The sequence below is a fragment of the Candidatus Palauibacter sp. genome (assembly GCF_965213655.1).
Taxonomy (GTDB): Bacteria; Gemmatimonadota; Gemmatimonadetes; order Palauibacterales; family Palauibacteraceae; genus Palauibacter.
Window position 1 is genome coordinate 2,183,399 of the sequence record NZ_CBDBZT010000003.1, and the last position, 26,111, is coordinate 2,209,509.

A 26,111-nucleotide genomic window follows, 5' to 3' on the forward strand; every position below is an offset into this window, starting at 1 on the left:
CGTCAGCGGAAGCTGAGGCCGAAACGGTGCGCGTTTCCGTCCACGTCGAAGGCCTGGAAGGCGTACTCGATGGTTAGCGCGTCGCCCGTGAACGCGAGACCGAATGTAAACGGGCTTCTCCGGTCCTCCACCACGCGCTGAAGTCCGGCGCGGAGGCGGAACGTGTAGCCCTGGACGGGCCAGTAGGAGATCTCGACACCGCCGGCCGGGATGATCTCGCCGTCCCGACGCCGGGCGACCTGGCTGGTGAGGAACATGTCCAGTTCCCCGACCTCGAAGCCTTCCGTCGAAATGCCCATGACGAACTGCGTCGGGATCCTGAGCCCTCGCCCCCTGAGTTCCAGGTCCGATCCCAGGTTGCGAGCGGCGACGCTGACCATGGTGGGGCCGAACTCTCGCGCCACGCCCACGTCCACCAGGGTCGTACGCTCCGTCCGGCCGACGAACTGATATTCCAGGTATTTCGCGACAACGCCCACCTCCACGGAGGCGAAGAGTTCCCGCGCATGGCCGAGCGAAGCCACGAACTCCGTAATGGGCGGACCCTCCGCCGTGACGGCCGGCCACTGAATGTCCGGCATCCGGGGGAGTCCTTCGGTGGTGTAGCGGAGGTACTGGAGGCCGACGGCGAAGTCCCCGAGTCCCACCGACCCCGTGCCGGCGAGCGTCGCGAGAGTCCCCTCGGACCCGTAGCGCTGGAGGCCCGCCGCCATACCATTCGCACGACCAATCAGGGCGGGCGCGTAGAAGATCAACTCCGCCCCGCCGCCAAGGAGGTAGGGCGCGTTCCCGAAAGCCGCCGCCTCGAGGCCGGCGGGAGCTTCGAGTACGAGACCGGCGTATCCTGCACGGCGGGACTGGGCTTCCGCCGCACTCGCGCCGACGGTCAGCCACAGGGCCGCGACCGCGGCCCCTGGCAGAGGGCGACTCAGTCCCACAGGCGCTCCGTCTCGATGAACTCCCGGAATCCGTCCGGATCGTCGGCGGCCCGTTCGATGCGGGTGACGCCGCGCTCGATGTCTTCCAGACTGTTCGCGATCGAAATCCGCAGAAAGTGCTGGCCTTCGGAGCCGATGCGGCAGAAGGAGGCCCGGTCCATCGTGGCCACGCCGTACCGATAGAGCAGGAACATCTGGAGCATCCCCGACGGCGTCGTCCGGGCACGGGATTCCGCGGGCATGGCGTCGTGCGCCTCGAACACCCCCAGAAGCTCGCACATGCCGGACACGTTCGGGAAGACGTAGAACGCCCCCTTCGGCAACTCGCAACTCAGACCCTCGATCGCGTTGAGCGCAGGCACGATGAAATCCCGCCTCCGTTCGAACTCGCCCACCATGTGCGCCACGACGCCGGCCGTGGCCGGATCCTCGTACGCTGCCCGTCCCCCTTCCTGCAGGAACGGCGGCACACATGACATGATGTTGATGTTCAGCTGCTTGAAGACATCGGCCTCTTCTTCCGTCGGCAGGACCGCCCAGCCCAGGCGCCACCCCGTCATGGCGAATCCTTTCGAATGGCCGCTCGCGATCACCGTCCTCTCCACCATTCCCTCGTGCGACGCGATGCTGCGGTGTTCAAGACCGTCGAAGAGAATGTGCTCGTAGATCTCGTCGGAGTAGATCCGGACGTCCGGGTGGCAGCGTTCGCGGATGACCGCCGCGATGCCCGCGAGATCTTCCGCCGAGAGCACGCCGCCGGTCGGATTCGACGGCGAGCAGAGGATGATAAGCCGGGTGCGCTCGGTGAGGAGTGCTCCGAGATCGTCCGCCGTGAACGCGAAGCCCTTCTCTTCGGATAGGTGCAAAGGCACGGGACGCGCCCCGACGAAGGTGGCCCACGACTCGTAGATGGGGAACCCGGGACTCGGGTAAACGACCTCGTCACCGCGGTCCACGTACGTCTGGAAGGTGTAGCCGATCGGCGGCTTGGCCCCGGGCGTGACGACGACCTGATCCGCCCCCACGGAAATCACGCGCGTGGCCGAAACATGGCGCGCGATCGCCTCCCGGAAGGACGGGAGTCCCGCCGCGTCGCAATACCCCGAGTTCCCGGCCTCGAGTTCGGATACGGCGACCCGGTTGAGGTGGGGCGCGCTGCGGAAGTCCGGCGCCCCGATGTTGAAACGGATGACGTCCATCCCACGGTCGAGACACACCTGGATGTCGTCGTTGACCTTGAAGGCGTTCTCGGTCCCCAGATCGGCGAGGCGCTGCGCCAGGACGGTCATACGACCGCCGCTCGGGGCGCCCTGAATCGCCGCGCCGCCCCGCTGTTCAAGGTAGGAATCCCCACGGTGGACCGTCCCGAAAGTGGGTTGCCGAGTAGCTGTCAACCATATACCATATATCCATGGATAGAGTCAAGACGACGGTGTATTTGAGAGCGACCGACTACGGCAAGCTGAAGTCGATCGCGGCCGCCGAGAACCGCTCCGCAGCCGAACTGATCCGGGAAGCGGTGGGCGAATACACCACCCGTAAGGTACAGGCCCGGTTGCCCCGCAGCATTGGCATGGGCGACAGCGGCATGCCGGATCTGGCCGAGCGCTACGAGGAGTACATGCACGGGTTCGGGGAGGATGAACCTGCCGGTAGCGCCCCGGAAGCCGAGAAGGAACCGGACGAACGGAAGGGAAACCCACCGTGATCGTCGCGGACACCAGCGCAATTCTGGCATTGCTCGACCGTGGGGCACAGGATCACGCCGCGATCCGCGATGCCTACGAGAAGAGACCGGGCGAGTGGGTCCTTCCGTGGGCCATCCTCCCGGAACTTGATTATCTGGTAGCCGCCAGACTGGGCACGGCCGTAGCGACGGCGCTGCGAGAGGACCTCGCCGGCGGCAGATTCATGATCGAGTGGGGGAGCCTCGCAGATCTGCGGCGGGCCGAGGAGTTGAACGCGATCTACCGTTCTCTGCGGTTGGGGTTGGTGGATGGCGTCGTCATGGCCGTGGCCGAGCGGCTCCACGCACGAGCGATTGCGACCGTCGATCTGCGCGATTTTGGAGTCGTATCCCTGGACGGGCAGCCGAAACTCTGGCCGAGGGATCTCTAGCAGTCCGTGGGAAAACCCGGGAGGGAGGATCCATGAATCGAGTCATCCTGAAGGGCCGGATCGCGAGCGCCGGGCTCTGGGCGCTGTTGTTGCTTCCTCTGCTTCCCGTTCCCGCTGAAGGGCAGGAGGCGCGACGGCGCTGGGAGCGGATGAACCAGATGCGGCGCGAGAAGTTCGATGTCGTGTTGCCCGAGGTCATGCGCGAGAACGGGATCGACATGTGGATTACGATGCGGAGGGAGGGGCTCGACGATCCGCTCACCCCCGACTTCGGCCCCGGGTACGTGAATCCCATCGGCTACTACATCTTCACCGACCGCGGCGGCGACCGGATCGAGCGCGCCGCCCTGGGAATCAGCGGCTACCTGCTGGCCGGGAACGGCGCCTACGACATCGTCACCGGCAACTTCGATCTTCGGGAGTTCGTCGCCGAGCGGGATCCGGAACGGATCGGCCTCAACATGGGGTCGAACATCGGCGCGGCCGACGGACTGTCCCATACCGGCTACCAGCACCTCGCCGAGACACTGGGCGAACCGTGGGCGTCGCGTTTCGTCTCCGCGGAGAAGCTCGTGTCCGACTTCAGGGCGCGCCGCGTCGCATCGGAGATCGCGGGCTTCGCCGAGGCTGGCGAGATCTCGAGGACACTCGCGGAGCGGGCGCTCTCGAACGAAGTCATCACCCCCAGCGTCACCACCCTCAAGGACGTGGCCTGGTGGCTCATGGACCGGCTGCTCGAGCGCGGGCTCGGTTCCTCCTTCGGCTTCCCGTCCATCTACATCACGGGGCCCGACGGCATCGAGGCGAGTTCCAGCGACCGGATCATCCAGGGCGGCGACGTCATGATGATCGACTGGGGGGTCTGCCACCTGAACTTCTGCACGGACATGAAGCGCGTCGCCTACGTGATGCGGCCGGGGGAAACGGAGGCGATGCCCGGGGTGCAGAACGCGTTCAACCGGGCGATCGAAGCGCGGGAAGTGTCGCGCCGCGCGATCCGGCCCGGCATCACGGCGCGCGAGAACATGGACCGGATCGGCGCTGCGCTCACGGCGGCGGGCTTCAATCCCATCCCCTTCAACCAGCCCACGGATGGGCCGCAGACGGACGTCACGTGGGAGGGACACCACTCGGTCGGAAACCTCGGACACGGCATCGGCCCCTCGATCGCGACGTGGAACCCGCGCCGCCTCACCTTCGAGGTCGTGCCGACGAATCTCCTTGCGATCGAACTGTTCGCGTACACCGCGATTCCCGAGTGGGGGGGTGCGAAGTTGCGCGTACCGCTGGAGGATGATGCGGTGGTGACCGAGCGGGGGGCGGAGTGGCTCTATCCCGCCAACAGCCGCCTGCTGCTGATCAAGTCCGATCCCGCCGCAAGCCGGACGGTCTCCTGAGAGAGGGCGCAGCCCCGTAACCCGGCCCATGGTCACCCTGCGCGAGCTCCTCGCAACGGCCAGCCGCACCTTCGCGGTCGGTATCGAGATCCTGCCGCGGCCGCTGCGGCAGGAGATCACCGTCGCGTACCTGCTGCTCCGCGTTTCCGACTATCTGGAGGACAGCCGCGAACTCGCGCCTGAGGCGAAGATCGCCCTGCTCGAAGAGTGGCGGCGGGTACTCGGCGGCGAGGCCGCGAGCGAGGGACTGATCCGTCGGCTGGGAGAGGCGGAGGAAGACACCCCCGACGCAGCCGTGGCTCGGCATTGCGAGACCGTCCTCGAGGGGCTGGGTCGGCTCGACCCGGCGGCTCGCGCGATCATCGTCCGGCGGGTGCGGGAATCGACGGCCGGGATGGCCCGCTGGACAAGACGCGGATCCGTGTTCGAGACCGAGGGGGACCTGGACGACTACATGCACGAGGTGGCCGGGCGCGTCGGCCTCCTTCTCACGGAGCTTTTTTCGCTGCGGCTGTCCGGGGTCGGGGAGGATCGAGACCGCATGATGGCGCTGGGGCGGGAGTTCGGCCTCGCGCTACAGACCGTGAACGTGATACGCGGACTGCACGAAGACCGGGACCGCGGTTGGGTGTACGTACCGGCGGCGTTCCTCCCCGACCCCGGCATGCGTGCGCGCGATCTGTTCGAGCCGGCGAACCGTGACGCGGCCATGGCGGTGCTCGACAGGCTCGTGGAAAAGGCCGACCGGCACCTGGGCGCGGCGCGCGACTACTTGCGCATGGTCCCGCGGCGGCACCACCGGGTACGCCTCTTCTGCCTGCTCCCGCTCCTGTTCGCCGTGCGCACGCTGGCGATCAGTCGGACCAACCCCGAAGTACTGGACCGCGAAACGAAGATGACCCGCCGCGAGGTCCTCGCGATCACGCGCCGGGCGAAGCTGTTCGGTTTCTCCAACGGCTGGATCGCGCGCTACTGCCGTCGTCTCGCCGAGCGGGGCACCTAGCGGCCTGGTCAGGCCCGCGCCAACCGGCGGCGCTCCCTCCATCCATCGAGGTTGTACTGCGTCATCACGAGCGCCGGCACCACGAGCATGAGCAGGACAGTGGCGATGAGGACGCCGAAGCCGACGGAAGTCGCGAGCGGCACGAGATGCTGGGCGTATGTGCTCGTCTCGAAGACCAGCGGGGCCACGCCCAGGAATGTCGTAATCGACGTAAGCATGATCGCCCGGAATCTCTCCTTGGCCCCGCTGATGATCGCATCCGCGGGCCCGAGGCCGGAGTCCCTGAGGTCGTTGATGAACCGGATCATCATGAGCGAGTCGTTCACGACCACGCCGAATACACCGACCAGTCCATACAGCGACCACAGTCCCCAACTGAGACCGAGCAGCGTATGGCCGGCCAGCGCGCCGATCGCGCCCAGCGGGACGGCGGCCATGATGATGAGGGGCTGCGTGTACGAGCCGAACGGGATCGCCATCAGGCTGTACATGATGAGGAGAGCGAGAATGAGTGAACGGCCCAGTACGGCGATCGCGTGATCCTGCTCCTTTCTCTGACCGCCGTAGGCGTAGCCGAGATCCGGGTTCTCGCCCGTCAGTCGTGCGAGAACCTCGTTCTCCAGCTGGGCGTTCACCTGCTGGCCCGTGGCGACGCGCGGGTCCACGTCCGCGGTGATCGTGACGGCGCGACGTCCGTCGACCCGGTGAATGGCGGCTGACGAGCGGGAGAATCCGGCGGACGCGATCTGGCCCAGGGGCACTTCCCCGCCCGGCGTGCGAACGGTGTAGTTCTCGACGTCGGTCGCGGAGTTGCGCTCTTCCTCGGGCAGCCGAACCCACACGCGCATGTCTTCGCGACCCCGAGGTACTCTGAGCGCTTCCGCCCCGAAAAAGGCCGACCGCACCTGCGTCGCAAAACCGTCGAGTGTCAGGTTCAGGGAACGGCCCTCCGGCTTCAACTCCAATTGAAGTTCCCGGAACCCCTCATCGAGGTTGCTCCGGACGTCGAGGGTCCCCTCCATGGCAGTCAGTTCAGCCGCGAATTCGCCCGCAATGGCCTCCAGGCGATCCGGGTCCGGGTGTGACAGTTCATAGTGCACGGGCAGCCCGAGACCCAGAAGGCTCGATGAGATGGAGAGGGATTTCGCTTCGGCGGGGATCCCGGCCTCTTCCCGCCACACACGCTCGAATGTGGAAGCGGCGAGACCCCGGCTGTTCCAGTCGTGAAGCTTGAACTGCACCGTGCCGAGGTGGCCGCGCGCCGCCTCCACCGCATCTCCGCCGAGAGGATCGTACAGCGCCGCGAACTCTCCCACGGTGACGGCCACATCGAACTCCAGCGGACCCTCGCTTTCGTCGCCGTCCTCCGAAATACGGGCCACTGCCCGGTGTCCCGCAGCTTCGATTTCCGCGACGATGCGGGCCGTGCGTTCGGCGGGGGTACCCGTCTGCATCTCCAGGTTCGCCGACACGACGTCGCCCTCGATCGGGGTGATGAACTGGTTGGGCACGATGCCCGACGCGACCACGCCGAGCGAGAGCACGAGCAGTCCGACCGCCGAGACGAGGATGATGGAGGGCCGGTCCGTCGCAAGGCGGAGTCCGCGGTCGAGGGGCCCGTCCGCGAGGCGCTTCATGATCCGGTCCACCGCCCGCTGAGCCCGGTGCAGCATCCGCTGGACGGCGCCGGGTCTCCGCTCGCCGGGAGCCGCCAGATGGGACAGGTGGTTCGGGAGAACGAGCAGCGATTCCAGCAGCGAGACCACGAGCACCGCGATCACCACAAGTGGGATCCCGCGGCCGAGTTCTCCTTGCGGGCCGGGCGCATTCAGCAGCACGGCGAAGGCCGTGATCGTCGTGAGAACCGAGAATATGACGGGGGTGCTGACGCGGCGCGTGCCGCGAATGGCTGCCGCGAGCCCCCTGTGTCCCCGCTCTCTCTCGGCGAAGATGCTCTCTCCCACGACGATCGCATCGTCCACGACGATGCCCAGCGCCAGCACGAGCGCCATCAGCGAGAACATGTTGATCGAGATGCCCAGGAATCCCATCACGAGGAACGTGCCCATGAACGAGACCGCCAGACCCACGGCCACCCACATGGCCAGCCGGATTTCCAGGAAGAGCGCCAGCGCCAGGAAGACGAGCGCGAATCCGATCAGGGCATTCTTCGTCATGAGGCCGAGTCGCCCGCCGACATCCTCCGAATCATCCTTCCACAGCGCGACCGAGACGCCTGCGGGCAGGGTCGGCGCTACTTCGGCATCGAGATACCGCTTTAGGGCCTCGGCAATGTCCAGCACTTGCTCGTCGGAGGTCCTGAACACGTCGACCCGGATCGCGGTCTGACCGTTGTAGCGCAGGCTCAGATCGGTGTCCGCGAATCCGTCCCGTACCGTCGCGATCTCGCCTAGCCGAACCGACGTTCCGTCCGGGCGGCTGAGGAGGATGATCTCCTCGAAATCCGCCTGCTCGTAGTTCTGCCCCAGCGTGCGAACGAGGATGTCCTCGCCACTGGTGGATACCCTGCCGGCGGACAGTTCGAGTGAACTCTGCCGCACCGCGAAGGCGATGTCGTCCAGCGTCAGGCCGAGGGCGCGAAGCCGTCTCAGCGGCACCTCGATCGAGATCTCGTACGGACGGGCGCCGCTGACCTCGGCCAGCGACACGTCGGGAAGAGCGGAGATCCCTTCCTCGATGCCGTATGCCAGTTCCTTGAGCGTGCGCTCCGGCGCATCGCCGTACACGAGGAGACGAATGACGCTCTGCCGGCTCGTGATTTCCCGTATCTCGGGCCGCTCGGCGGCGGCCGGAAAGGTCGAAATGCGGTCGACCTCGGCCTTCAGTTCGTTGAGGGCGCGGTTGACGTCCGTGCCCGAAGTGAACTCCGCAATCACCGAGGCGAGCCCCTCGGAGGCGGTGGCTTCCACCCGGCTCAGACCGTCGACCGCCCGGATCTGCTCCTCGATCCGGCGGACGATGGACTCCTCGACCTCCTCCGGAGCCGCGCCCGGATAGGGGACGACAATCTGGACGCGGTCCAGGGAGAAATCGGGCAGGACTTCCTGGACGAGGTTCCGGGCCGAGGCCAGCCCGGCGAGGACGAGAAACAGCATGACCACGTTCGCGGCGATACCGTTCTTCGCCATGAAGCCGATGGGGCCCCGGATGCTCCGTCGGTCGAAGTGACCGTCGTCACTCACACGGTGCTCGTCCGTGATGTGTTCCACCTCCCTCGTGCGGCTTTACCTGAGCCTATCGCACCGGACGCTGCACGAGGGGTCGGCCGATGGAAGTCACCACTTGCTGGACCGTTCGTCGTGAGCGTGGTCGGGCAGCCGGTAACTCAAACCTGCGGCATCATAGGCAGACGCCTCAAGCAGTGTTCCAAAATTCTGGGCCCCTTCCCGCCCGAGCGCCGCCCTCAGCCTCTGAATGCGCTGGTCGATCCTGTACGCGAGCAAGGGAAACGGGCTGTGACGATTCCTGGGGAAGTTGAGCTGGTCGGAGAGAGAGTTGCCCACCAGGGCACGTGAGATCGGGTAGATGACTTTGTTCACCAGATTCCGGCGCTCCGTGGGGTCAGTGATGTTCGCGACGAGGGGGGCGGAGTTGATCAATGCGTTCGTCATGACGATCGCGTCTTCCGTAGGAGGGGGCTCACATATGGAGCCGATCCGGTACATGTGAAGCGCGTGCGCCTCGTCGGTGAAAAGGATGGTCTCGGGGATGCCCATGAGATAGCCGGCGTAGCGCCAGACGTCGTGGAAACTGGCCCGCTCCTCGGTGCTGTACCTGGCTCCCAGCGATTCCGAGTGTTTGACGGTGCGCGCCGCGAAGCACGCGACCGCATAGCCCAGGTGCGCGGCGCTGAGCGGCACGCCCCACGCGTCGTGCTCCCATTCTTCGGTCTGTCCGAGCAGCCGCCGAATCTGCGCGTGCACGAACCGGATCCGAACCGACAGCTTCCAGCCCTCGCCATACCGCTCGAGCCCGCCGGGAAGGAAAATTTCCATCTGATGGCGGTTGTTCTGCTTCAGGCGCCAGACGCCGTTGTCGAATATGCGCCCGGTCTGCACGAAGGACTTGCTTATCAGCGTCGAGAAGCCGTCGATCAGCACGCCTGTGACGAAAGCCGAAAGGACGAGGACGGAGTTTCTTTGGAAGGCGCGGATGCCCGGCCGAAAAGCACCGCGATCGAGCCAGTCCGGGTCGGGCTGCGGCGCGTCAATGAAGAAGTCGCGTAGCGATTGGGGCGCCTTCCGCAGACAGTCGTGATCCTCTTCCATCCCCGCGTGAATGAACTTGTGGACCTGACCCTGAGACAGGTGCGCCAGGTCCTCCACCACGGCGTCCATGACAGGATCGCCGATGCGGGTATGCGCGACGTAGTTGTCCGCAACGTGCCGGTCAATCGCACGCGCTTTGGCATACCCGTCGACATATGCGGAAAGGGGGCGCTCGAGGCTGTGCAGACCTCTGCGGCCCACCTCCTTCCGAGGCTCGAGGCTAGGGATGATGCGCCTCCTGGTCATCTGATCTGAACTCGGCTGGCTTCGCGGCGCGCGGTACGCGACCTGAGATACGCGCCGGTATGCTAGCATTTTGTGGAATCCAATGGAACAAGAAGTTCCCGGGCCAGAGTACTCGACGACGAATCGTCACAGCCCTGTTGGACGCTGCGGCTACCGGAAGCTGAGGTTGGTTTGGTCGCGGCCCCCGACCATGATGAAGGCGACATTGCCGATGTCGTCGATGTCCTCGTCGGGCCGGCCGTCGATCGCGATGATATCGGCGAACAGACCCGGCGCGATCGTGCCCACCTCATCCTCGATCCCTACGATTTCCGCGTTCAGACCGGTGGCTGCGGTGAGCACCTCGAGCGGCGAGAACCCGGCCGCCACCAGGTTCTCCATCTCGAGCGGCATGTACCCGTGCATGCTGTCGGTGCCGATCCCGACCTTGACCCCCTTCTCCTTGGACTGGCTGAGCTGCCCCAGGCGGGCGACCCGCCGCTGCGCCCGACCTTCGTTTCGTGACAGTTCCTGCTCGTGCACCTCCCGCCCGCGCGCCAGCCAGTCGCGGATGTTCGCGGCCTTGTTGTCGAGGAAGCCCCACTCGTTGAAGACGCTCTGGAAACCGATGGTGTAAGTGTTCACGAACCCCACATCGCGACTCACCATGAGGTCCATGAGGTCCTCGTTGAGGTTCCCCCCGTGCTGGATCGAGTTGACGCCGGCCTCCACCGCCAGGCGGATCGACTCACCGTTCGCGTGCGCGGTGGCCTCGATCCCCAGCCGGTGAAGCTCGTTCACGGCCGCGTCGATTTCTTCCTTCGTGTAGTTGCTCTCACCCGGCGCGTACGGCGTGCCGTTGTTGGGGTCCACGCGCGCGCGGTCGGTGATCGTGAGCTTCATGTGGTGCGCACCCATCTCGTAGTTCTGGCGGACAAACGTGCGCATCTCCCACGGTCCGTTCGTCGTGCGGTATTCCGCCGGGCCATGACCCGCCGTGGTCGAGATGAAGTTGCCGCTCGGATAGATGCGGGGCCCGGGAATGATCCCTTCGTCGACGGCCTGCGCCGCCTGGATATCGTTGTAGTGGACCTCGCCGACGACATAGACGCTTGTGACGCCCGACATGAGCTGGACCCGGATGTTTCGGACGATACGCGCCATCTGCATTGCGTCGTGCTGCTCCATCCCCTCGAGTTGGCCGCGAAGCGTGCGGATGTCGGGACGGATCGAGAGGTGCGCGTGCGCGTCGACGATGCCCGGCATCACCGTGCGGCCGCTAAGATCGACAACCCGGGCGCCGTCCGGAATCGCCACGGTCGCCGCGTCACCCACGGCTTCGATGCGCTCGCCGCGGACGATGACCACCTGGTTTTCTCGGGCCGGCGCCCCCGTGCCGTCGATGAGGCGACCGGCCCGGATCGCCGTCACTTCCTGAGCCGCGACGGGCAGAGAGGCAGGGACGGCAGGGGCGAGAATTGCGGCCAGCAGTGCAGTCCGGAGGGGTATGGCTGTCGCTCGCATCGGACGCTCCTCGAATCGGCGGGTGGACGGAACCTGCGCAACTTGGCGCCGCTTTCCGGGCGCGGCCAGACAGCCGTACGTTGCCGCCGACCGATGACACCCAACCCCACTCACCGCCGCCGGAGCCCCCTTGAGGCCTGATAGTCGCGCTCGCCGTTGCGGGCTGCTCCTCCTCTTCTTCCTGTCGGGGGTCAGCGGGCTGATCTATCAGATCGCGTGGGTGCGGCAGTCCGTCTTCACGTTCGGCGTCAGCGTCTACGCCTACAGCACGGTCATCGGGGCCTACATGATCGGGCTCGCGCTGGGGAGCTACGTGATGGGCAAGCGGATCGACGCCCACGCGCAGCCCCTGCGCACCTACGCCTGGCTGGAAGTGGGCATTGCCGCGCTGGCCGCGCTGTCGCCTTTCCTGCTGGGCGCGCTTCACGGCGTGTACCCGGGGTTCAGCAACGCCCTCCCGGCCGGCGGGTTCTGGCTCACGCTGAGCCGGCTCGTCTTCTCGCTGGCCGTGCTCACGCCGGCGACGTTCCTGATCGGAGCCACGCTGCCGGTCATGAGCCGAGTGTACGCGACGCACAGCGGGCGCGTCGGAAGCGACGTGGGGCGGCTCTACCTCGTGAACACGGCCGGCGCGGCGGTGGGCTGCGTCCTCACGGGACTCGTGTTCCTTCGCTACCTGGGCGCGCGGGAGACGATCTTCCTCGGCGCGGCCATCAATCTGCTCGTCGCGGCGGGGGCTCTCGCGATCATCCGGCTCGCGCACGCCCCGAGGACAGCCGGTGCGGCGGGCGAGGCCGGGAACGTCGCGGCGGACTCAGCCGCTGCGGCCGACGCCGCGATCCCCGAAGCAGCCACCGGACCCGCGTCGGGCGCGCTTCCGATCTCGGCCGGGGCGCTGCGCTACGTCGCGATCGCATACGGCATTTCCGGCTTCATCGCGCTCGGCTACGAGGTGGTGTGGGCGCGGATTTTCTACATCCACTCCTCGCACGCCTCCTACTCGTTCTCGCTCATGCTGACGATTTTCCTCGCCGGGCTCGCGCTCGGAGGCGCCGGGGCGAGCTGGGTCCTGCGGCGGAGACGAGCGACGTTGAGGCACTTCGGGGCGATCCAACTCGCGATCGGACTGCTGGCCGTCCTCATCCTGCACATGTTCGCGCGACTTCCCGCGCTCCATCTCCAGGACTGGTTCGGAGGCTATACAGTCTCCTACGAGTTCCTCATCGCCTTCGTCACGCTCTTTCCTCCCACCGTCCTCCTCGGGGCGCTGTTCCCCGTCGTCGGGAGCCTGTACACGCGCGAGCGGGCACAGGTCGTGGGACTTCGCATCGGCCGCGTGAATGCTCTCAACACGCTGGGAGCCATCGTGGGCTCCCTCGGCGCGGGGTTCGTGCTCGTACCTCTCCTCGGACTGCGCAACACGGGGGTGGCGCTGGCGGTGCTGAACCTCGCGCTCGGAGCCGTGGCGCTGCGCTTCGATCGCGGGGGACGGCGGGCGCTGCGATTCGCGCCGGCGGGCGCCGTCGCGGCCACGATTCTGGCCATCGCGATCCTTCCCACCGGCTTCTACCTCGGCTCGTACTACACGGAAACCGACCGGCTCATCTTCTACAAGGAGGGCGTGGAGACCACCGTCGCCGTGCTCGAGATCCCGGAGGACAACTACAAGATCTCCTTCGTCAACGGCCGGGACGAGGTGCCGACAGACCGCGCGAGCATGTCGGCCTTCCGGCTGCTCGGACATCTCCCTCCACTGATGCGGCCCGGCGCCCGCAACGCGCTCGTCCTGAGCTTCGGAAACGGGATCGCCACCGGGACCATGAACACGCACGGCATCCCCGTGATCGACGCCGTGGATCTGTCCCCCGAGATGATCGAGGCGGCGGCGGTCTATCACGAGGAGAACTACGAGGTTCTCGAGAGTGACCGGCTTCGGCTGCATGTGGAGGACGGGCGGAACTTCCTCCTCCGGGCGGAAGAGCCGTACGACATCATCTCGGTGGACGCGACGCACCCCGCGAACGCGAGTTCCTGGGCGCTGTTCACGAGCGAGTTCTATCAGTTGATCGAGAGCCGGCTGGCCGAGGACGGCGTCTTCATGCAGTGGATCCCGATCCACGGCGTCCGCGAAGATGACTATCGCGACATCCTGAGGACCGTCTGGGACGTGTTCCCCAACATGGTGCTGTGGACGACCGGATCGACCCACAGTTACGTCGTCGCCACGCGGGAACCGATGTCCTCCGCCGTGATGCAGTCCGTGTTCACGCGGGCGGCCGCCAACCCGATCGTCACCCGGGACCTCGGACCGCCGGAGACCATCGCCGGCTACATGGCGATGGCCGAAACGGACCTGACGGACTACATCGGACGCGGCCCCGTCATCACGGACAACGACGCGTTCTTCATGCCGGCTCGTTAGTTCGAGATGCGACGATGGTTGTTCGCCGATAGACTGAGACCATGCGCCGGCTCGCCAACTCCCTGCTCCTGATCGCGCTCGTCCTGCCGTACGCGCGCGCCCCGCTTTGCGAGGCGGGATCGCACGAGCACCCCGAGCACCAACACGCAGGGATGGTCGCTGCTTTCGCCGACGCACCGGGCGACGGATCGGACGCTCCTGGCGACTGCCACTCGCTGATGGGCTGCACCGTCGTGCTGCAGACTTCGCTCGCCGCGGCCGGACCGGGCTTCCGCGCCTTCTCGCAAGCGTGGCATCCCGCGCTTCAGGGCAGCGCGGCCCTGATTCTGTCGCGCGCCTCTCCGGATCCGCCCCCTCCGAGAACCGTCTGAGCGGACCGTAGCCGCACAGTCACACCGACCGCGTCACCATGCCGTGCCGCGGCCGGGTGCCACCGTTCAGACGAGGGGCATCACATGCCATCCGTACGTTTCATCCGGCGTCCCCCGGGGATCCTGGGGCTCGTCGCGTTCGCCGTAGCCTTCGCAGCCGCCTGCGGGTCGGCGCAGCGCAACGGCGTCTACCGCCTGGCCGCACCCTACAACTTCGCGTTCTACGACACGCACGAAGAGGCGGCGCGATCGTTCTACGCCGCGCATTTCACACATTTCGCCGCCTACGAGATCCTGATGAGCCCCGGGGAGAACACGCCGCGACGGATGTCCGAGTTCGAGGCGCAGGTGCGGGCGTACATCGCCGATCCGCCGAAGTTCGAGCCGCCGGCGGAGATCATCGCGCCGCACTGGACGCGGCTCGCGTTCGAGACCGCCCAGTCGATGGACTGGACGCACATGCTGCACTCGCAGCTCTACGACATCCTCACGGACGACCGAATCACCGATAGGCGAGCGGCCGGAGAGCGGGCCATCGCCTACTACCTGTCCGAGGCGGAGGCGGCGTTCTCCACACGCGGCTACGGACACCGTTTCATGGAAGGCGGGGGGGAGTGGGCCGGCAACTTCCACACTGCGTATCCCGACATCAACGGGATCCTGTGGGCCTACCACTGGCACCACGCGGCGGTGTACGAGGCGTTGATGGAGACCGATCCGGAGCGTCGGCGCGTGGAGCTCGACCGAGTCATTGACGTCTTCACCGACTCCGTGCTCGTGGAGCTTCCGCACGTCATGCCGCTGACGGGGGAGGTCGCGCCACGGTTTTCGCGCATGTTCCCGGCCGCCGCGCACATCTTCGACAACCTCCACATGATGCACGACGTGGTGAACGACATCATGGCCGAGCCCTCGTATTCCCCGTCGGCGAAGGCGGCGGAGATCGAGCGATTGCGCGGGCAGATGACCTACGCGGGCCAGGACACGGTCGAAGCGCCGGGGATGCCGATGGGGGGGGACCACCGCATGAGCGACCGCGGGATGCGAGTGCCTACGCAACTGCCGACGGGCGAGTGGCTGCCGCAGGGGCATCCCGAAGCCCGGATGGCGCCCATGGGCGAGTTCATGCGCCCACTGCCCCCGCCCGAATCGAAGCGGCCGGCAGACGTCCCTGAGGGAGGTGTCCGGTGAGGGCCGTCGCGAGGGGTGTCGTGCAGGCCCTCGTACGGGGCGTACCGGGGATGATCGTGCTGGGACTGGGAGCCGCCGCCGCTCCCGCACCGGTCGTCGCGCAGGAGGACTTTCGCGCCGCCGAACTCGACCGTCCGACGCGTGTCGAGGATGCGTACCCGATCAAGTTCCGGGAATGGGAGTTTCAGAGTGGTCTCCGCGGGTCTCTCGGCGAGGGCGACCGCGGCCTGCTCGGCCTGCTCGAGTTCAAGACCGGGTTATTTCGCAACGGACAGATGGGGGTCGAGATCGAGGGCGGCGTCGAACGCCCGTCCGGGGACGGGACCGGCGGCGGGGTCGAGTCCGCCTCCGCTCACCTCCTGTACGGCTTGGCGCGCGAGACGGTCTCGCTTCCGGGCCTGGCCGTTCGCCTCGACGCGAGCACGCCGGGCGCGGGCGCCATCGGCCACGACGACTGGCAGTTCGGCGCGACGGGGATCGCGACGCGCTCTCTGGGCCGACTCCGCGTGCACGGAAACGGCGGCTACCGGCTCGCCGGCGAGGCCGACGGCGGTGACTACTTCCGCTTCGGACTCGGCGCGGACTACCCCCTGGGATTGTTCAGCCGCGCGATCCTGGCCGACCTCTACTTGGAGGCTCCGGTTTCCGCGGGTCGAGCGAGAGTCTGGGCCGAGATCGGCACCCGCCTCCAGGTCAGCAACTGGAGCGTCCTCGACCTCGGCCTCGCCACGAGGATCGACGAATGGGACGAGGGGAACGCCAACATCGAGATCGTGGTCGGCGTGTCGCGCGCGTTCGGGATCCCGGGGCTCACGCGAGTCCCACCCTACCCGAACCCCACAATCCCGTGAGGAAGGTGGTCCAGATCAGACGCTACGGTCCGGCTGTTTGGCCAGGGCCCTCAGTAGGACACGCCGGTCGCTCGGCACAGCCAGCGCTGGAAGGGCGCGGCCGTGCGGCACAGGGCGGTGAACCTGTCGAGGAAGTCATCCGTCATCAGGTCGTCTTCGCTCAGTTGCACGACCGCGATGAAGTCCTTGCGCCGCAGGTCCTCGATCAGCGGATGGTCCACGCTGAAGCCCTGCGGGGCCCGGACGAGGGAATCGCCCGAGAGTTCGAAGGCCCTGCGAAAAGCCGCGCCGCGCGACGCCCGCTTCCAGGCCCGCGGGTCCTCGTCGATGGACTCGCGGATCTGCCGGAGGGCCGGCCCGCCGGGGCGCCATGAGCCGCAACCCATGAAGCAACGTCCCGGCTGGATGTGCAGGTAGAAGCCGGGAGCATGCGCGTCCCTGCCCGCCTCGTGCCGGAACTGGATGCCGGTGGCGGTCTTGTACGGGGACTTGTCCCTGGAGAAGCGGGTGTCGCGGTAGATTCGGAAGAGCGAGCCGCCATTCGCCCTCGGGTCGGCGACGAAGTGGGGGCTGATGCCCTCGAGGGGCGCGGAGAAATCGGTGATGAAACGGAGCGCCGGCTCTTTGACGTCCGCCTCGTATCGTGACTTGTTGGCGAGAAACCACTCGCGGTTGTTGTTGTCGGCCAGGTCGCTCAGGAAGCTGAAGGTGCCGGGCGTGAAGTAGGCTGCGGTCATGGCAGGGTGGCTTGTCGGCTGGGGCTATGGGTTATGGTGAGCGGGGCCGATAGCTATGGTGTCGGTTCGAAGGAATCAAGCCCGAAACCTGCCATTGACGAGACAGCGACCCGCCATGACGCACACCGAACTCAGCCTTACCGTCGACGCTCCGATCGGAGTCGTTTTTTCGACCGTCGCCGATGTCTCCAACTTTTCCGAGGCAGTGCCTCACATCGAGCACGTGGAGTTCCTGTCGGAGACAAGAACGGGTGTGGGCGCCCGCTTCCGGGAGACCCGGCTCATGGGGAGCAGGAGGGCGACCTCGGAGTTGGAGGTGACCGAATACGTGCAGGATGAGCGTGTTCGCTTCCTGGCCGACCAGGGCGGCACCATCTGGGATACGATATTCACCGTCGGGCCCGGCCCGGATGGAAGGGGGACGCAGCTGGTCATGGTGATGGAGGCGAGGCCCTACAAGCTTGGCGCGAAGCTCGTCACGCCGCTCATGAAGCGAGTGGTGGCCAAAGCGATCGCAGCGGATCTCGACGCCGTGAAGGCGTACGCCGAGGCGGCCGGATAGCCGACCTTCACCGTCACGATTCTCACCCCGAAGGCGTTCGCAGGGCAGCTATGCTTGCCGATTTGACCCCCTTCGCGCGACGGATCCAACCAGGAACGGTCCAAATCGCTGCCGTGCTGCTGGCGACCATCGCGGTCTCGGCAACGCCGGGGGTCGCGGGGACCCAGGAAGTGATCGAACTCCCGGGCGAGGACCGCTGGCTGGAGGCCGACTTCGAGGAGGTCTACCGGGTGGGGTCCGCGCTTGGCGATGCTTGGGAAGAGTTCGGTGCGATCGGCCGGGTGGGGTTCGACGACGCCGGGAACCTCCACGTGCTCGATCGCCTGGCTGCGCGGGTCGTCGTCGTGAACCCGAACGGAGACTTCGTTCGCGAATTCGGTCGCAGAGGCGAAGGGCCGGGTGAATTCCAATCGCCCATGGACATGGTGGTCATGTCCGATGGCAGGGTCGTAATCGCGGACAGGGGACATCGCGCGTACCACCTCTTCACTGCCACTGGGGACTTCGAACGCATGGTACGCATGGGCCGCATGGCGCAAGTTCGGGAAATGTACTCCGAGGCCGGTGGAGAATCCGTCGTCAGGGGTGCGAAGATGCTGGGCTTTTCGTTTCAAATCGCGGGCGAGTCGACAATCGGCCCCTCCGCCGACCCACGTTCGATCGAACGAGTCTTCCTCACCGGGGACGAGGCGACGGTGGAAACCGCGGTCGACGTATGGGGCCCCGCCTGGACCAGGCCGACCGAACGCCTGATTGCCGGGGGGCCGCAGAAAATGATGATCCGGGGCCCCCGGAGAGGGTTTGAACCGGAGCTGATCGCGGGTGTGCTCCCCGGCGGACGCATCGCATTCTCTGACTCTTCCGCATACGCGATCAAGCTCGCGGAACGGGATGGCCGGATCAATGCGACACTTACGCGGCCCTTCTTACCTGAGCCCGTTACGGAACGCGTGATGCAGGCGGAGAAGAACCGCAGGTTGAGGGACCTGGAAGATCGTCCGGAAAGTCCGGTCTCCCGGCCCGGAGGCGCAATGACGATATCCGGGACCGGTGACGGGGCCCGAGCGCGCGAGCGAATCGAGACGCTGGAGTTCGCCGAAGAGGTTCCCATCGTGCGAGACCTGCGCACGAGTTGGGGCGGCCGGATCTGGGTCCTGCGCCGCGGCGACGAACCGGTCAGCGACGGCCCCATCGACATCCTTGCCGCGGATGGCCGCTACCTCGACGGGCTCATCGAGCGCGTCGTCCCCGACGCCCGCAAGGCCGTCCGGTGGAACTCGCCCTTCTACGGCATCGAGGACCGGGGCTGGTTCCTCTCGTTCCATTGTTTCACCAGGTACATCAAGGTGACCTTCCTGAACGGCGGGTCGCTGCATCCCCTGCCGCCGGTTGACTCCCGGCACGAGCACGTGCGTTACTTCCACATCCACGAGGACGACGAAGTGGACGAAGATCTCCTGGCGGGCTGGCTGAAACAGGCATCGGCTATGCCCGGAGAGGACCTTTTCTGATGATTGAATGGCTTGGCATCGGGCACCTCTTCGAGCTTTCGGGAACGGAAGCGATCGCGGGTTTCCTCACCCCGCTGGCGATCTGCGCTGCTTTCTTCGTGGTCCAGCTCATCCTGCCGGGGAAGCGGGTCCCCGGGTACGTCATCGATGCGGAGACCGGCGAGCCCCGCAGTTACCGGCTGAACGGGCTCCTGGTATTCGTGCTCGCGGAGATCGTGTGGGCGCTCGAGCTGACCGGGATGCCGCGGGACTGGTTCTACCGGTCCACCGTCTACCAGGTCGCCGGCGGAACCGTCCTCTGCCTCGTCTTCGCCCTCCTCGCCGTCTTCGCCGCGGCGCGCGGCAAGGTGGAACGTCCGCTCGCCGCCCTCTGGGAAGGACGGGTCCTTGAGCTGTCGTTCTTCAGGGACCGCTTCGACGTGAAGATGTTTCTGTACGTCGTCGGCGGGACGATGCTGTCACTGAACGCCCTCTCCGGAGCCGCGTACCACCACGGGCTGTTCGGCGCGGACTCGAACCCCGGCGTCTTCCTGTATGCCGGATTCCTCACCTTCTACGTCTTCGACTACTTCGTCTTCGAGCGCGTCCAGCTCTACACCTACGACGTGATCCACGAACGTCTCGGCTTCAAGATGATCTGGGGCGGCATCATGGTGTATGGGTGGCTCTACATCCTGCCGCTGTGGGGCATGGCCGTGTACCCGGATCCCGGCTTCCCGACGCCGTGGAGGGACGTCTGGCTGATCGGCGCACCCGCGCTGTTCCTGGTCGGGTGGGGCATCACGCGCGGCGCCAACATGCAGAAGTACACCTTCAAGCGCTGGCCCGAGCGCAAGTTCCTCGGCCTCATCGAACCCGAGTTCATCGAGGCCGGCGACCGCAAGATCCTGTGCAGCGGCCTGTGGGGCGTCGCCCGCCACTTCAACTACCTGGGCGAGGGATTCTTCTCCCTCTCGATCGCCCTCGTGTTCGGCTACTTGGAGCTGTCCCGCTTTCACGGACGGTTAGTTTCTGTGGTTGATCGTCTCGGGCTCTTCTCCTTTCGGCCTCTCTCAGGCGCTCGGGAGAGGACGTCCGTGCGCGCCGCCGGTGCGCCTCAGGCCGCATGGTTCCTCTCGTAGTCTGCCGGCGACTCGTAGCCGAGTGCGGAGTGCAGCCGCCGGGTGTTGTAGAAGCCCTCGATGAAGCCGAAGACCTCCCGTCGCGCCTCGTCCGCCGTGCGGAAGGAGCGCTTCCAGATCAGCTCGCACTCGAGCGTCGCGAAGAACGACTCGCACATGGCGTTGTCGTACGCATCGCCCGCCGAGCCCATGGACTGGGCGATGCCCGACTCGCGACAGCGCTCCCCGAAGGCGAGCGAGGTGTACTGCGAGCCCCTGTCGGAGTGATGGACGATGCGCCCCCGGGGACGACGGCGCGCGAGGGCCATCGACAGCGCGGCCTCGACGAGTTCGGTCCGCATGTGCGTCGCCATGGCCCAGCCGACGACGCGACGGCTCCAGACGTCGAGCACAACGGCCAGGTACAGCCAGCCCGCCCAAGTGGGCACATACGTGATGTCGGCCACCCACAGCTCGTCGGGCCCGGAGGCCGAGAAGTCCCGCCTCACCAGGTCCGGCGCGGGCCGGGCCTCGGTGTCCCTCTTCGTCGTCGCCGTCTTGAAGCGCCGCCTGGTCGCGCCCTCGATCCCCAAGCCCCTCATCAGCCGCCCCACGCGCTTCTGGCCCACCCGCTCGCCCTCGGCCCTGAGCGTCGCGTGGATCCGCGGACGGCCGTACGTCTCGCCGCTCCCGGTCCAGATCGCCCCGATCCGCGCCTCGAGTTGCGCGTCCCGCCGCGCGCGGTCCGAGGCAGGACGCTTGAGCCAGTCGTAGTAGCCGCTGGGGGAGAGACCCAGCACCCGGCACATGGCCCGAAGCGGAAACTCGGCCCGGTGCGCCTTCATGAACGCGTACCCCCGCCGGGGATCGATCCGCTCTCCTGCGCGGGGCACCGCCGCGCAGCGGTGGTCAGGCCGCGGCTTTTTTTAGGATGTCCCGCTCCATCCTGAGCCGCTTGTTCTCACGCTCCAGGCGCCGCAGTTCGTTGCGCGCCTCCGTCGTCAGCCCGTCGCTACGGAACCCCTCGTCCACGTCCGCCCGCCGGACCCAGTTCCGGATCGTCTGCTCCGACGGATCGAACTCCCGGGCGAGTGACGCGGCGCTACGCCCGCTCCTCGCCAGTTCCACCAGCCGCTCCCTGTACTCGGACGGATACCGCCCCTGCCGGCCCGCCATAGGACACCTCCTTGCTTGACCCCAATGGATAGGTGTCCGTCAAAGCGGGGCAACTCCAACTTCACCAACCTGTGGGCCTGGACCTACTTCATCTTCATCGTCGGCCTGTTCATCTCACGCCAACGCCTGGATGACCAGTTCTGCGCCGAGAAATACGGCCCCGAGAAGTGGGCCGAGTATCAGACACGCGTGAAGTACCGGATCATTCCCGGCATCTATTGATGCCTGGGCGAACGGCGAGTCACCTGCGAGGAGGCAGTGAAAGGGATGACATCAACACCCGACTGGTCGCGGAGACGGTTTCTGGAGAGCGGATCGGCGGCCGCCGCGGTCGCCGCCGTTTGGGGATGCGCGCCGGACGAAGGGACGCGGGTGGACGAGGATAGGACGTCGGCACCGCTCACCGGGCCTCGCCGTTCGCTCTTGGAGCCGGGGCCGATGCTCCCGCCCGTCCCGGCGATCCTGCTCACCGTCAACGGCCGACCCGGCGACCCCGACGAGATCTCGGTGCTGTGGACGTTCGTCGTGAGCGGCGACCCGCCCCAGATCGGGGTGAGCGCGGCCTTCGAGCATCAGGCGAGGGAACTCCTGGAGATGCACGACGAGTTCGTGCTGAACGTCCCGCTCGCGTCGATGGTCGAGGCATTCGACACCGTCGACATGAACTCCGGGCGTGTCGCCGACAAGTTCGAACTGTCGGGTCTGACGCGCGGTACGGCGACCGTCGTCGATTCGCCCACGGTGGAGGAGTCTCCCATCCACTTGCGAGTGTCGGATGATCGACTCGATCGAGATGCCGCCCGAGCGGAAGCTCTTCTTCGCGGAGGTCGTGGCGACGACCGTCATCGAGGGCGCGGTCGACGCCGCCGGTCGCCTGATCGTGCCCGATGTGGACTTCTTCGGGATGACCGCCGGGAGCGGCGAGCACTACACGATGGGTCGCCGGGTCGGCAACATCGGAATGACGGTCGGCCGGACCGACATCAAGTACTAACGTCGGCAACCGCCCACAGACCGCCCCGGTAATCGGCGTTCCTCAGTTACCGTCCCTCTCCCACTCTTCGCTCAGAAGTCCGTAGTACACGTCATCGACCCGCTCATCCCGCAACGTCCGGTGACTGCGCAGCACCCCCTCGCGGGTCATGCCCAGCTTCTCCATCACCCTCAGAGACTGCGTGTTCCGCCCATCGGCGTATGCGTACACCTTCGCGAGCCCGCGCTCGCGGAACGCCCAGTCGACGACGGCACGGGCCGCTTCCAGGACCAGGCCTCTGCCCCAGTGCTTCCTCGCGAGCGAGTAGCCCAAGGCTCCGGTCGCATATTCGGCATCGATCTCGATTCCGATGCCGCCGACGACCCTCCCGTTCAGGACCATCGCCCACATCGGCCACATGTCTCGTGACGTGAGGATCCGGTCCTCCACGAACTCCACCGCGTGTTCCTTCACGTAGGGCATCGGCGCCGTCAGGTATCTGCCCCACTCAGGATCGCGGGCGAACTCGAAGATGTCGTCCACGTCTTCCCGGAGGTGCGGCCGGAGCAGCATCCGCTCCGTTCTGATCTCGAACTCTCGTGTCTCCATCTTGCGGCCCCAAGGTCATCTCATTCACGAAACGATGGGTGGCTAAGACCCTTCAGTACCCGAGCAGTTCCGGCAGGAACAGCACCAAGCCCGGCAGGAACGCGATGGCGGCCGTTAGCACAAGCATCAGCGTCAGATAGGGCCACAGCGGGCGGGCGACCTCCGCCGGCTCAACCCCTCCCACGGAGCAGGCCACCAGCAGGCTCACGCCGACGGGCGGCAGGAACACGGAAATCCCCTGGGTCGCGACGATGACGGCACCGTAGTGGATGGGATCGATCCCGAGTTGCGTCGCCAACGGCAGAAGGATCGGCGTCAGCAGCACGACCGCGGGCACTCCTTCGAGGATGGCGCCGAGCAGGAGGAAGATGAGAATCGTGAGGGCCATGAATCCGGCCTGGCCGCCTCCGATCCCCACCACCGATGATGCCAGCGCCTGCGGTACCTGCAGGACGGCCAGCACCCAGCCCAATAGGTTCGCGGCGCCGACCACGAACAGCACCATCCCCGACACCATCGCGGTCCGGACGATCTTGCTCCACAGATCCGCGAGGGTGAGGGACCGGTACACGAACCCCGCCAGGAGCAGGGCGTAGAAGACGGCGACGGCGGCCGCCTCCGTGGGGGTGAAGAGGCCGAATCGGATGCCGCCCAGGATGACCACGATCATGAACAGCGGGAGCACGGCGTCGATCGCCGCGCGGCGGAGTTCGGCGGCGGATGCGCGCTCCGCAGCCGGCCACCCTTCCCTGCGCGCCTGCCACCCGATCTGCGTCATCAGCCCCGCAGCGATGAGGAGCGCTGGCACGATCGAGGCGACGAACAGGGCACCGATCGAGACGTTGCCGATGACGCCGTACACGACCATCACGATGGCCGGCGGAATGAGGATCCCCATTCCGCACGCGGCCGAGACGATCGCGGTGGCGCGCGCCCGGCCGTACCCGTGCTCGGTCAGCTGAGGCACCATGATGCCCCCGACGGCGGCCGCGTCCGCGGAGGTGGAGCCCGACACGCCCGAGAAGAAGATCTCGGTCACGATGACCACCTGCCCGAGCCCGCCGGGGAGGTGTCCGACGAGCGCGCGCGCCAGCGTCACGAGGCGTCGGCTGATCCCTCCCACGTCCATGAGGAAGCCGGCCAGGATGAAGAGGGGGACGGCGAGCATGGGGAACGAATCCATCCCCGCGACGATCTGCTGCGGAATGACGACGAGCGGGAGATCCGCCACCAGGATGGCGATCACGGCCGCGATCGCGAGAGCGAAGCCGATCGGCACGGCGGCCAGCACCAGGAGGCCGAAGACGCCGAGGAGGAGGCCGCCCATCAGCTGGCCTCCCCGACCGAGCGCCCCGCCGACGCCGTGTCCTGCAGCTGGTCCGAAGCGGCGGTCGCCGGTCCGGCCAGCAGGTGGAGCACCATCAGTGCGCCGGACACCGGCGCCGCGGCATATACGAGCGCGACGGGCAGGTTCAGTGCGGCGGAGCGCTCTCCCATGGTCAGGTCCATGAGGGCGATCCCCGTGCCGATGAGGAGGAGCGCGAACAGCAGCACGACCGCCCCGGCGGACGTCTCCACGACCCGCTTCGCGCGAGGGGCCAACCGCTCAGTGAGCTGATCGAACCGGAAGTGGGCCCGATGCGCCACGGCCAGCGAGGCTCCGAGCAGCGACATCCAGATGAAGCAGAAGCGCGACACCTCCTCGCTCCAGGGATTCGGGTAGGCGAAGAGGTAGCGCATCAACACCTGGAGGAGGACGACGTCGCACACCGCGATCACGAGGACGCCCACGGCGTACGTCTCGAGCGCGATCAGCACCCGGTTGAGCGTCCGCAGCCGCTGCTTCATCCGCTCACTCTCGGCCCGCTACCGGCCGCCGGAAGCCGCGCGCTCAGCGCCCGCTACCAACCTCGAGATCAGTGCGCCCCCGTCCGGCAATCGATCGGCCAGTTGGTCCCAGATCCGAGGTCTTACGGCCGGCGCGAACGGCGCCAGGTTGGGGCGCGAGACCTCCACGCCGGCCGCGCGCATATCCTCCAGCGCGTCCGCCTCCATCCGGCGCGCGACTTCGCTCTGGTACGCGAGCGCCTCAGCCGCTGACCGGTCGACGGTCGCTCGGATCTCGGCCGGGAGCCCCCGATAGAACGGCTCGTTCACGAGAAGCGTGATCGGGTTGTAGGTGAGCGAGGTGAAGCTGTAGAACTTCGCCACCTCGTGGAGCCGGCTGCTCACGAACCCGATCGCGTTCGCCTCCCCGCCGTCGATTACGCCCTGCTGGAGCGCGGAGTAGACCTCGCCGTAGTTCATCGGCGTCGCCTGAACGCCCAGCGCGGAATAGGCCGCGAGGTACGTCGCGTTCTGAAGGACCCGGAGCTTGAGGCCGGCGAGATCTTCGGGCGTCTCGACGGGCCGGCGCTTGTTGTAGACGTGGCGGAACCCGTAGTCGAGGAAGCCCAGCGAGCGGACGCCCGTGCGCTCGAGCAGGAGGTCGCGCCACCAGTCGCCGATGGGGCCGTTCATCACCGAGAGCCCGTGGTCCCGGGTCTCGAACAAAAACGGGAGATCGAACACCTGCGTTTCCGGCACCCATCCCGAGAGCACGGGGGTGCCCGTGATGGCCATGTGCACCGCGCCGACCTGGATCTGCTCGAAGGCGACGCGCTCGCCCCCGAGTTGTCCTGACGGATAGATGACGACCCGGAACCGTCCGTCGGTGCGCTCCAGCATGAGATCCCGGAAGCGCTCCGCCATGAGGTGGAACTCGGAGCCGGTAGAGAGCACGTGGGAGAAGCGAACCTCCCAGGCGGCCGAGTCGGGGGGCGGGACGGAATCGGCCGACCCGGGCCCGCGGCAGGCAGCCGGCAGGATCGTCGCGACCACCACTATGCAAGACCGGATCCAGACGCGCGCCGCGCCCGCGTTCACGAACCGTCGACCCTTGGCGCAACGCACTTCCGCCCCACTCTCACTCCTCGGTCAGTGGCCACGCGGACGTCCACCATGGCAGTGTGGTAGTCGGGAACCACATACACGAACGAAGCGACGCCGGCGGCAGGCTCATGCCGCGTCTGGACCCACGTCGCCGTTCCCACAGGCTTGGTGGTCTGGAACACC

General features: G+C 66.8%; 23 protein-coding genes and 2 pseudogenes. 14 read left to right on the forward strand and 11 right to left on the reverse strand.

The features are described 5' to 3' along the window. Positions 1 to 2 precede the first annotated feature (2 nt). Positions 3 to 938 (reverse strand): hypothetical protein, encoded by a 936-nt coding sequence (locus ACOOGH_RS11840; RefSeq protein WP_420449107.1) that lies wholly within the window; start codon positions 936 to 938, stop codon positions 3 to 5. Further along, a complete protein-coding gene (locus tag ACOOGH_RS11845) occupies positions 929 to 2,227 on the reverse strand; it encodes a pyridoxal phosphate-dependent aminotransferase (RefSeq protein ID WP_420449108.1) in 1,299 nt (432 codons plus the stop codon). Before ACOOGH_RS11845 ends, ACOOGH_RS11840 begins: the two co-directional genes overlap by 10 nt. Positions 2,228 to 2,349: 122 nt before the next feature. Here ACOOGH_RS11845 and ACOOGH_RS11850 point away from each other — a divergent pair, with 122 nt between their 5' ends. From ACOOGH_RS11850 to ACOOGH_RS11865, 4 genes are read left to right on the forward strand one after another with little or no spacing between them, the layout of a single operon-like run. Continuing rightward, positions 2,350 to 2,646, forward strand: coding sequence for a ribbon-helix-helix protein, CopG family (locus ACOOGH_RS11850; RefSeq protein WP_420449109.1), 297 nt, complete (start codon positions 2,350 to 2,352; stop codon positions 2,644 to 2,646). Next, positions 2,643 to 3,056: a type II toxin-antitoxin system VapC family toxin gene (locus tag ACOOGH_RS11855; protein WP_420449110.1), complete on the forward strand. Its 414-nt coding sequence runs from the start codon at positions 2,643 to 2,645 to the stop codon at positions 3,054 to 3,056. Before ACOOGH_RS11850 ends, ACOOGH_RS11855 begins: the two co-directional genes overlap by 4 nt. Positions 3,057 to 3,088: 32 nt before the next feature. Next, the gene (locus ACOOGH_RS11860) at positions 3,089 to 4,453 is read left to right on the forward strand and encodes a M24 family metallopeptidase (RefSeq protein ID WP_420449111.1); all 1,365 of its coding nucleotides are present in this window, start codon (positions 3,089 to 3,091) and stop codon (positions 4,451 to 4,453) included. Positions 4,454 to 4,481: 28 nt separating this feature from the next. Next, positions 4,482 to 5,456, forward strand: a complete 975-nt coding sequence (locus ACOOGH_RS11865) for a squalene/phytoene synthase family protein (protein WP_420449112.1) — start codon at positions 4,482 to 4,484, stop codon at positions 5,454 to 5,456. A gap of 8 nt (positions 5,457 to 5,464) precedes the next feature. Here ACOOGH_RS11865 and ACOOGH_RS11870 read toward each other — a convergent pair whose 3' ends face one another. The 3 genes from ACOOGH_RS11870 to ACOOGH_RS11880 form a co-directional block, all read right to left on the reverse strand. Continuing rightward, positions 5,465 to 8,686: an efflux RND transporter permease subunit gene (locus tag ACOOGH_RS11870; RefSeq protein ID WP_420449113.1), complete on the reverse strand. Its 3,222-nt coding sequence runs from the start codon at positions 8,684 to 8,686 to the stop codon at positions 5,465 to 5,467. A 66-nt stretch (positions 8,687 to 8,752) separates the two neighbouring features. Next, positions 8,753 to 9,991 carry an oxygenase MpaB family protein gene (locus ACOOGH_RS11875; protein WP_420449114.1) on the reverse strand — a complete coding sequence of 413 codons (1,239 nt, stop codon included), beginning with the start codon at positions 9,989 to 9,991 and terminating at the stop codon, positions 8,753 to 8,755. 150 nt (positions 9,992 to 10,141) lie between these two features. After that, positions 10,142 to 11,494 carry an amidohydrolase family protein gene (locus tag ACOOGH_RS11880; RefSeq protein WP_420449115.1) on the reverse strand — a complete coding sequence of 451 codons (1,353 nt, stop codon included), beginning with the start codon at positions 11,492 to 11,494 and terminating at the stop codon, positions 10,142 to 10,144. A gap of 130 nt (positions 11,495 to 11,624) precedes the next feature. On the opposite strand from ACOOGH_RS11880, the gene ACOOGH_RS11885 reads away from it, so the two are divergent. From ACOOGH_RS11885 to ACOOGH_RS11900, 4 genes are all read left to right on the forward strand, one after another. Further along, on the forward strand, positions 11,625 to 13,916 hold the full coding sequence (locus tag ACOOGH_RS11885) for a fused MFS/spermidine synthase (protein ID WP_420449116.1): 2,292 nt from the start codon (positions 11,625 to 11,627) through the stop codon (positions 13,914 to 13,916). A gap of 41 nt (positions 13,917 to 13,957) precedes the next feature. Continuing rightward, positions 13,958 to 14,287: a hypothetical protein gene (locus ACOOGH_RS11890; RefSeq protein ID WP_420449117.1), complete on the forward strand. Its 330-nt coding sequence runs from the start codon at positions 13,958 to 13,960 to the stop codon at positions 14,285 to 14,287. Positions 14,288 to 14,371: 84 nt separating this feature from the next. Further along, positions 14,372 to 15,478: a hypothetical protein gene (locus ACOOGH_RS11895; RefSeq protein WP_420449118.1), complete on the forward strand. Its 1,107-nt coding sequence runs from the start codon at positions 14,372 to 14,374 to the stop codon at positions 15,476 to 15,478. Further along, positions 15,475 to 16,329: a hypothetical protein gene (locus ACOOGH_RS11900; RefSeq protein WP_420449119.1), complete on the forward strand. Its 855-nt coding sequence runs from the start codon at positions 15,475 to 15,477 to the stop codon at positions 16,327 to 16,329. Before ACOOGH_RS11895 ends, ACOOGH_RS11900 begins: the two co-directional genes overlap by 4 nt. Positions 16,330 to 16,379: 50 nt before the next feature. On the opposite strand, the gene ACOOGH_RS11905 is transcribed toward ACOOGH_RS11900, so the two are convergent. Then, complete coding sequence (locus ACOOGH_RS11905; protein WP_420449120.1) at positions 16,380 to 17,066, reverse strand: DUF2461 domain-containing protein; 687 nt, start codon at positions 17,064 to 17,066, stop codon at positions 16,380 to 16,382. Positions 17,067 to 17,181: 115 nt separating this feature from the next. Here ACOOGH_RS11905 and ACOOGH_RS11910 point away from each other — a divergent pair, with 115 nt between their 5' ends. From ACOOGH_RS11910 to ACOOGH_RS11920, 3 genes are all read left to right on the forward strand, one after another. Further along, positions 17,182 to 17,628 carry an SRPBCC family protein gene (locus ACOOGH_RS11910; RefSeq protein ID WP_420449121.1) on the forward strand — a complete coding sequence of 149 codons (447 nt, stop codon included), beginning with the start codon at positions 17,182 to 17,184 and terminating at the stop codon, positions 17,626 to 17,628. A gap of 113 nt (positions 17,629 to 17,741) precedes the next feature. Next, positions 17,742 to 19,139 (forward strand): DUF1801 domain-containing protein, encoded by a 1,398-nt coding sequence (locus ACOOGH_RS11915; protein WP_420449122.1) that lies wholly within the window; start codon positions 17,742 to 17,744, stop codon positions 19,137 to 19,139. After that, complete coding sequence (locus ACOOGH_RS11920; protein WP_420449123.1) at positions 19,139 to 20,260, forward strand: DUF1295 domain-containing protein; 1,122 nt, start codon at positions 19,139 to 19,141, stop codon at positions 20,258 to 20,260. The genes ACOOGH_RS11915 and ACOOGH_RS11920 overlap by 1 nt, the downstream gene beginning before the upstream one ends. Here the strand turns inward: ACOOGH_RS11920 and ACOOGH_RS11925 are convergent. Beyond that, positions 20,236 to 21,415, reverse strand: a pseudogene (locus ACOOGH_RS11925) (IS3 family transposase). The gene ACOOGH_RS11920 and the pseudogene ACOOGH_RS11925 sit on opposite strands and share 25 nt — an antisense overlap. 24 nt (positions 21,416 to 21,439) lie before the next feature. On the opposite strand from ACOOGH_RS11925, the gene ACOOGH_RS11930 reads away from it, so the two are divergent. The 3 genes and pseudogenes from ACOOGH_RS11930 to ACOOGH_RS11940 all read left to right on the forward strand — a co-directional run bounded on the left by ACOOGH_RS11930 (position 21,440) and on the right by ACOOGH_RS11940 (position 22,409). Next, positions 21,440 to 21,637, forward strand: coding sequence for a hypothetical protein (locus ACOOGH_RS11930; protein WP_420450121.1), 198 nt, complete (start codon positions 21,440 to 21,442; stop codon positions 21,635 to 21,637). A gap of 216 nt (positions 21,638 to 21,853) precedes the next feature. Next, a pseudogene (locus ACOOGH_RS11935) lies at positions 21,854 to 22,171 on the forward strand (flavin reductase family protein); the annotation flags it as partial. A 19-nt stretch (positions 22,172 to 22,190) separates the two neighbouring features. Further along, on the forward strand, positions 22,191 to 22,409 hold the full coding sequence (locus tag ACOOGH_RS11940) for a hypothetical protein (RefSeq protein ID WP_420450169.1): 219 nt from the start codon (positions 22,191 to 22,193) through the stop codon (positions 22,407 to 22,409). 42 nt (positions 22,410 to 22,451) lie between these two features. Here the strand turns inward: ACOOGH_RS11940 and ACOOGH_RS11945 are convergent, their stop codons facing one another. The 4 genes from ACOOGH_RS11945 to ACOOGH_RS11960 are packed head-to-tail and all read right to left on the reverse strand — an operon-like array spanning position 22,452 to position 25,949. Beyond that, positions 22,452 to 22,997: a GNAT family N-acetyltransferase gene (locus ACOOGH_RS11945; protein WP_420449124.1), complete on the reverse strand. Its 546-nt coding sequence runs from the start codon at positions 22,995 to 22,997 to the stop codon at positions 22,452 to 22,454. A gap of 52 nt (positions 22,998 to 23,049) precedes the next feature. After that, positions 23,050 to 24,324: a TRAP transporter large permease gene (locus ACOOGH_RS11950; RefSeq protein ID WP_420449125.1), complete on the reverse strand. Its 1,275-nt coding sequence runs from the start codon at positions 24,322 to 24,324 to the stop codon at positions 23,050 to 23,052. Continuing rightward, the gene (locus ACOOGH_RS11955; protein WP_420449126.1) at positions 24,324 to 24,845 is read right to left on the reverse strand and encodes a TRAP transporter small permease; all 522 of its coding nucleotides are present in this window, start codon (positions 24,843 to 24,845) and stop codon (positions 24,324 to 24,326) included. The genes ACOOGH_RS11950 and ACOOGH_RS11955 overlap by 1 nt, the downstream gene beginning before the upstream one ends. A gap of 18 nt (positions 24,846 to 24,863) precedes the next feature. Further along, positions 24,864 to 25,949: a TRAP transporter substrate-binding protein gene (locus tag ACOOGH_RS11960; RefSeq protein WP_420449127.1), complete on the reverse strand. Its 1,086-nt coding sequence runs from the start codon at positions 25,947 to 25,949 to the stop codon at positions 24,864 to 24,866. Positions 25,950 to 26,111: the final 162 nt, after the last annotated feature.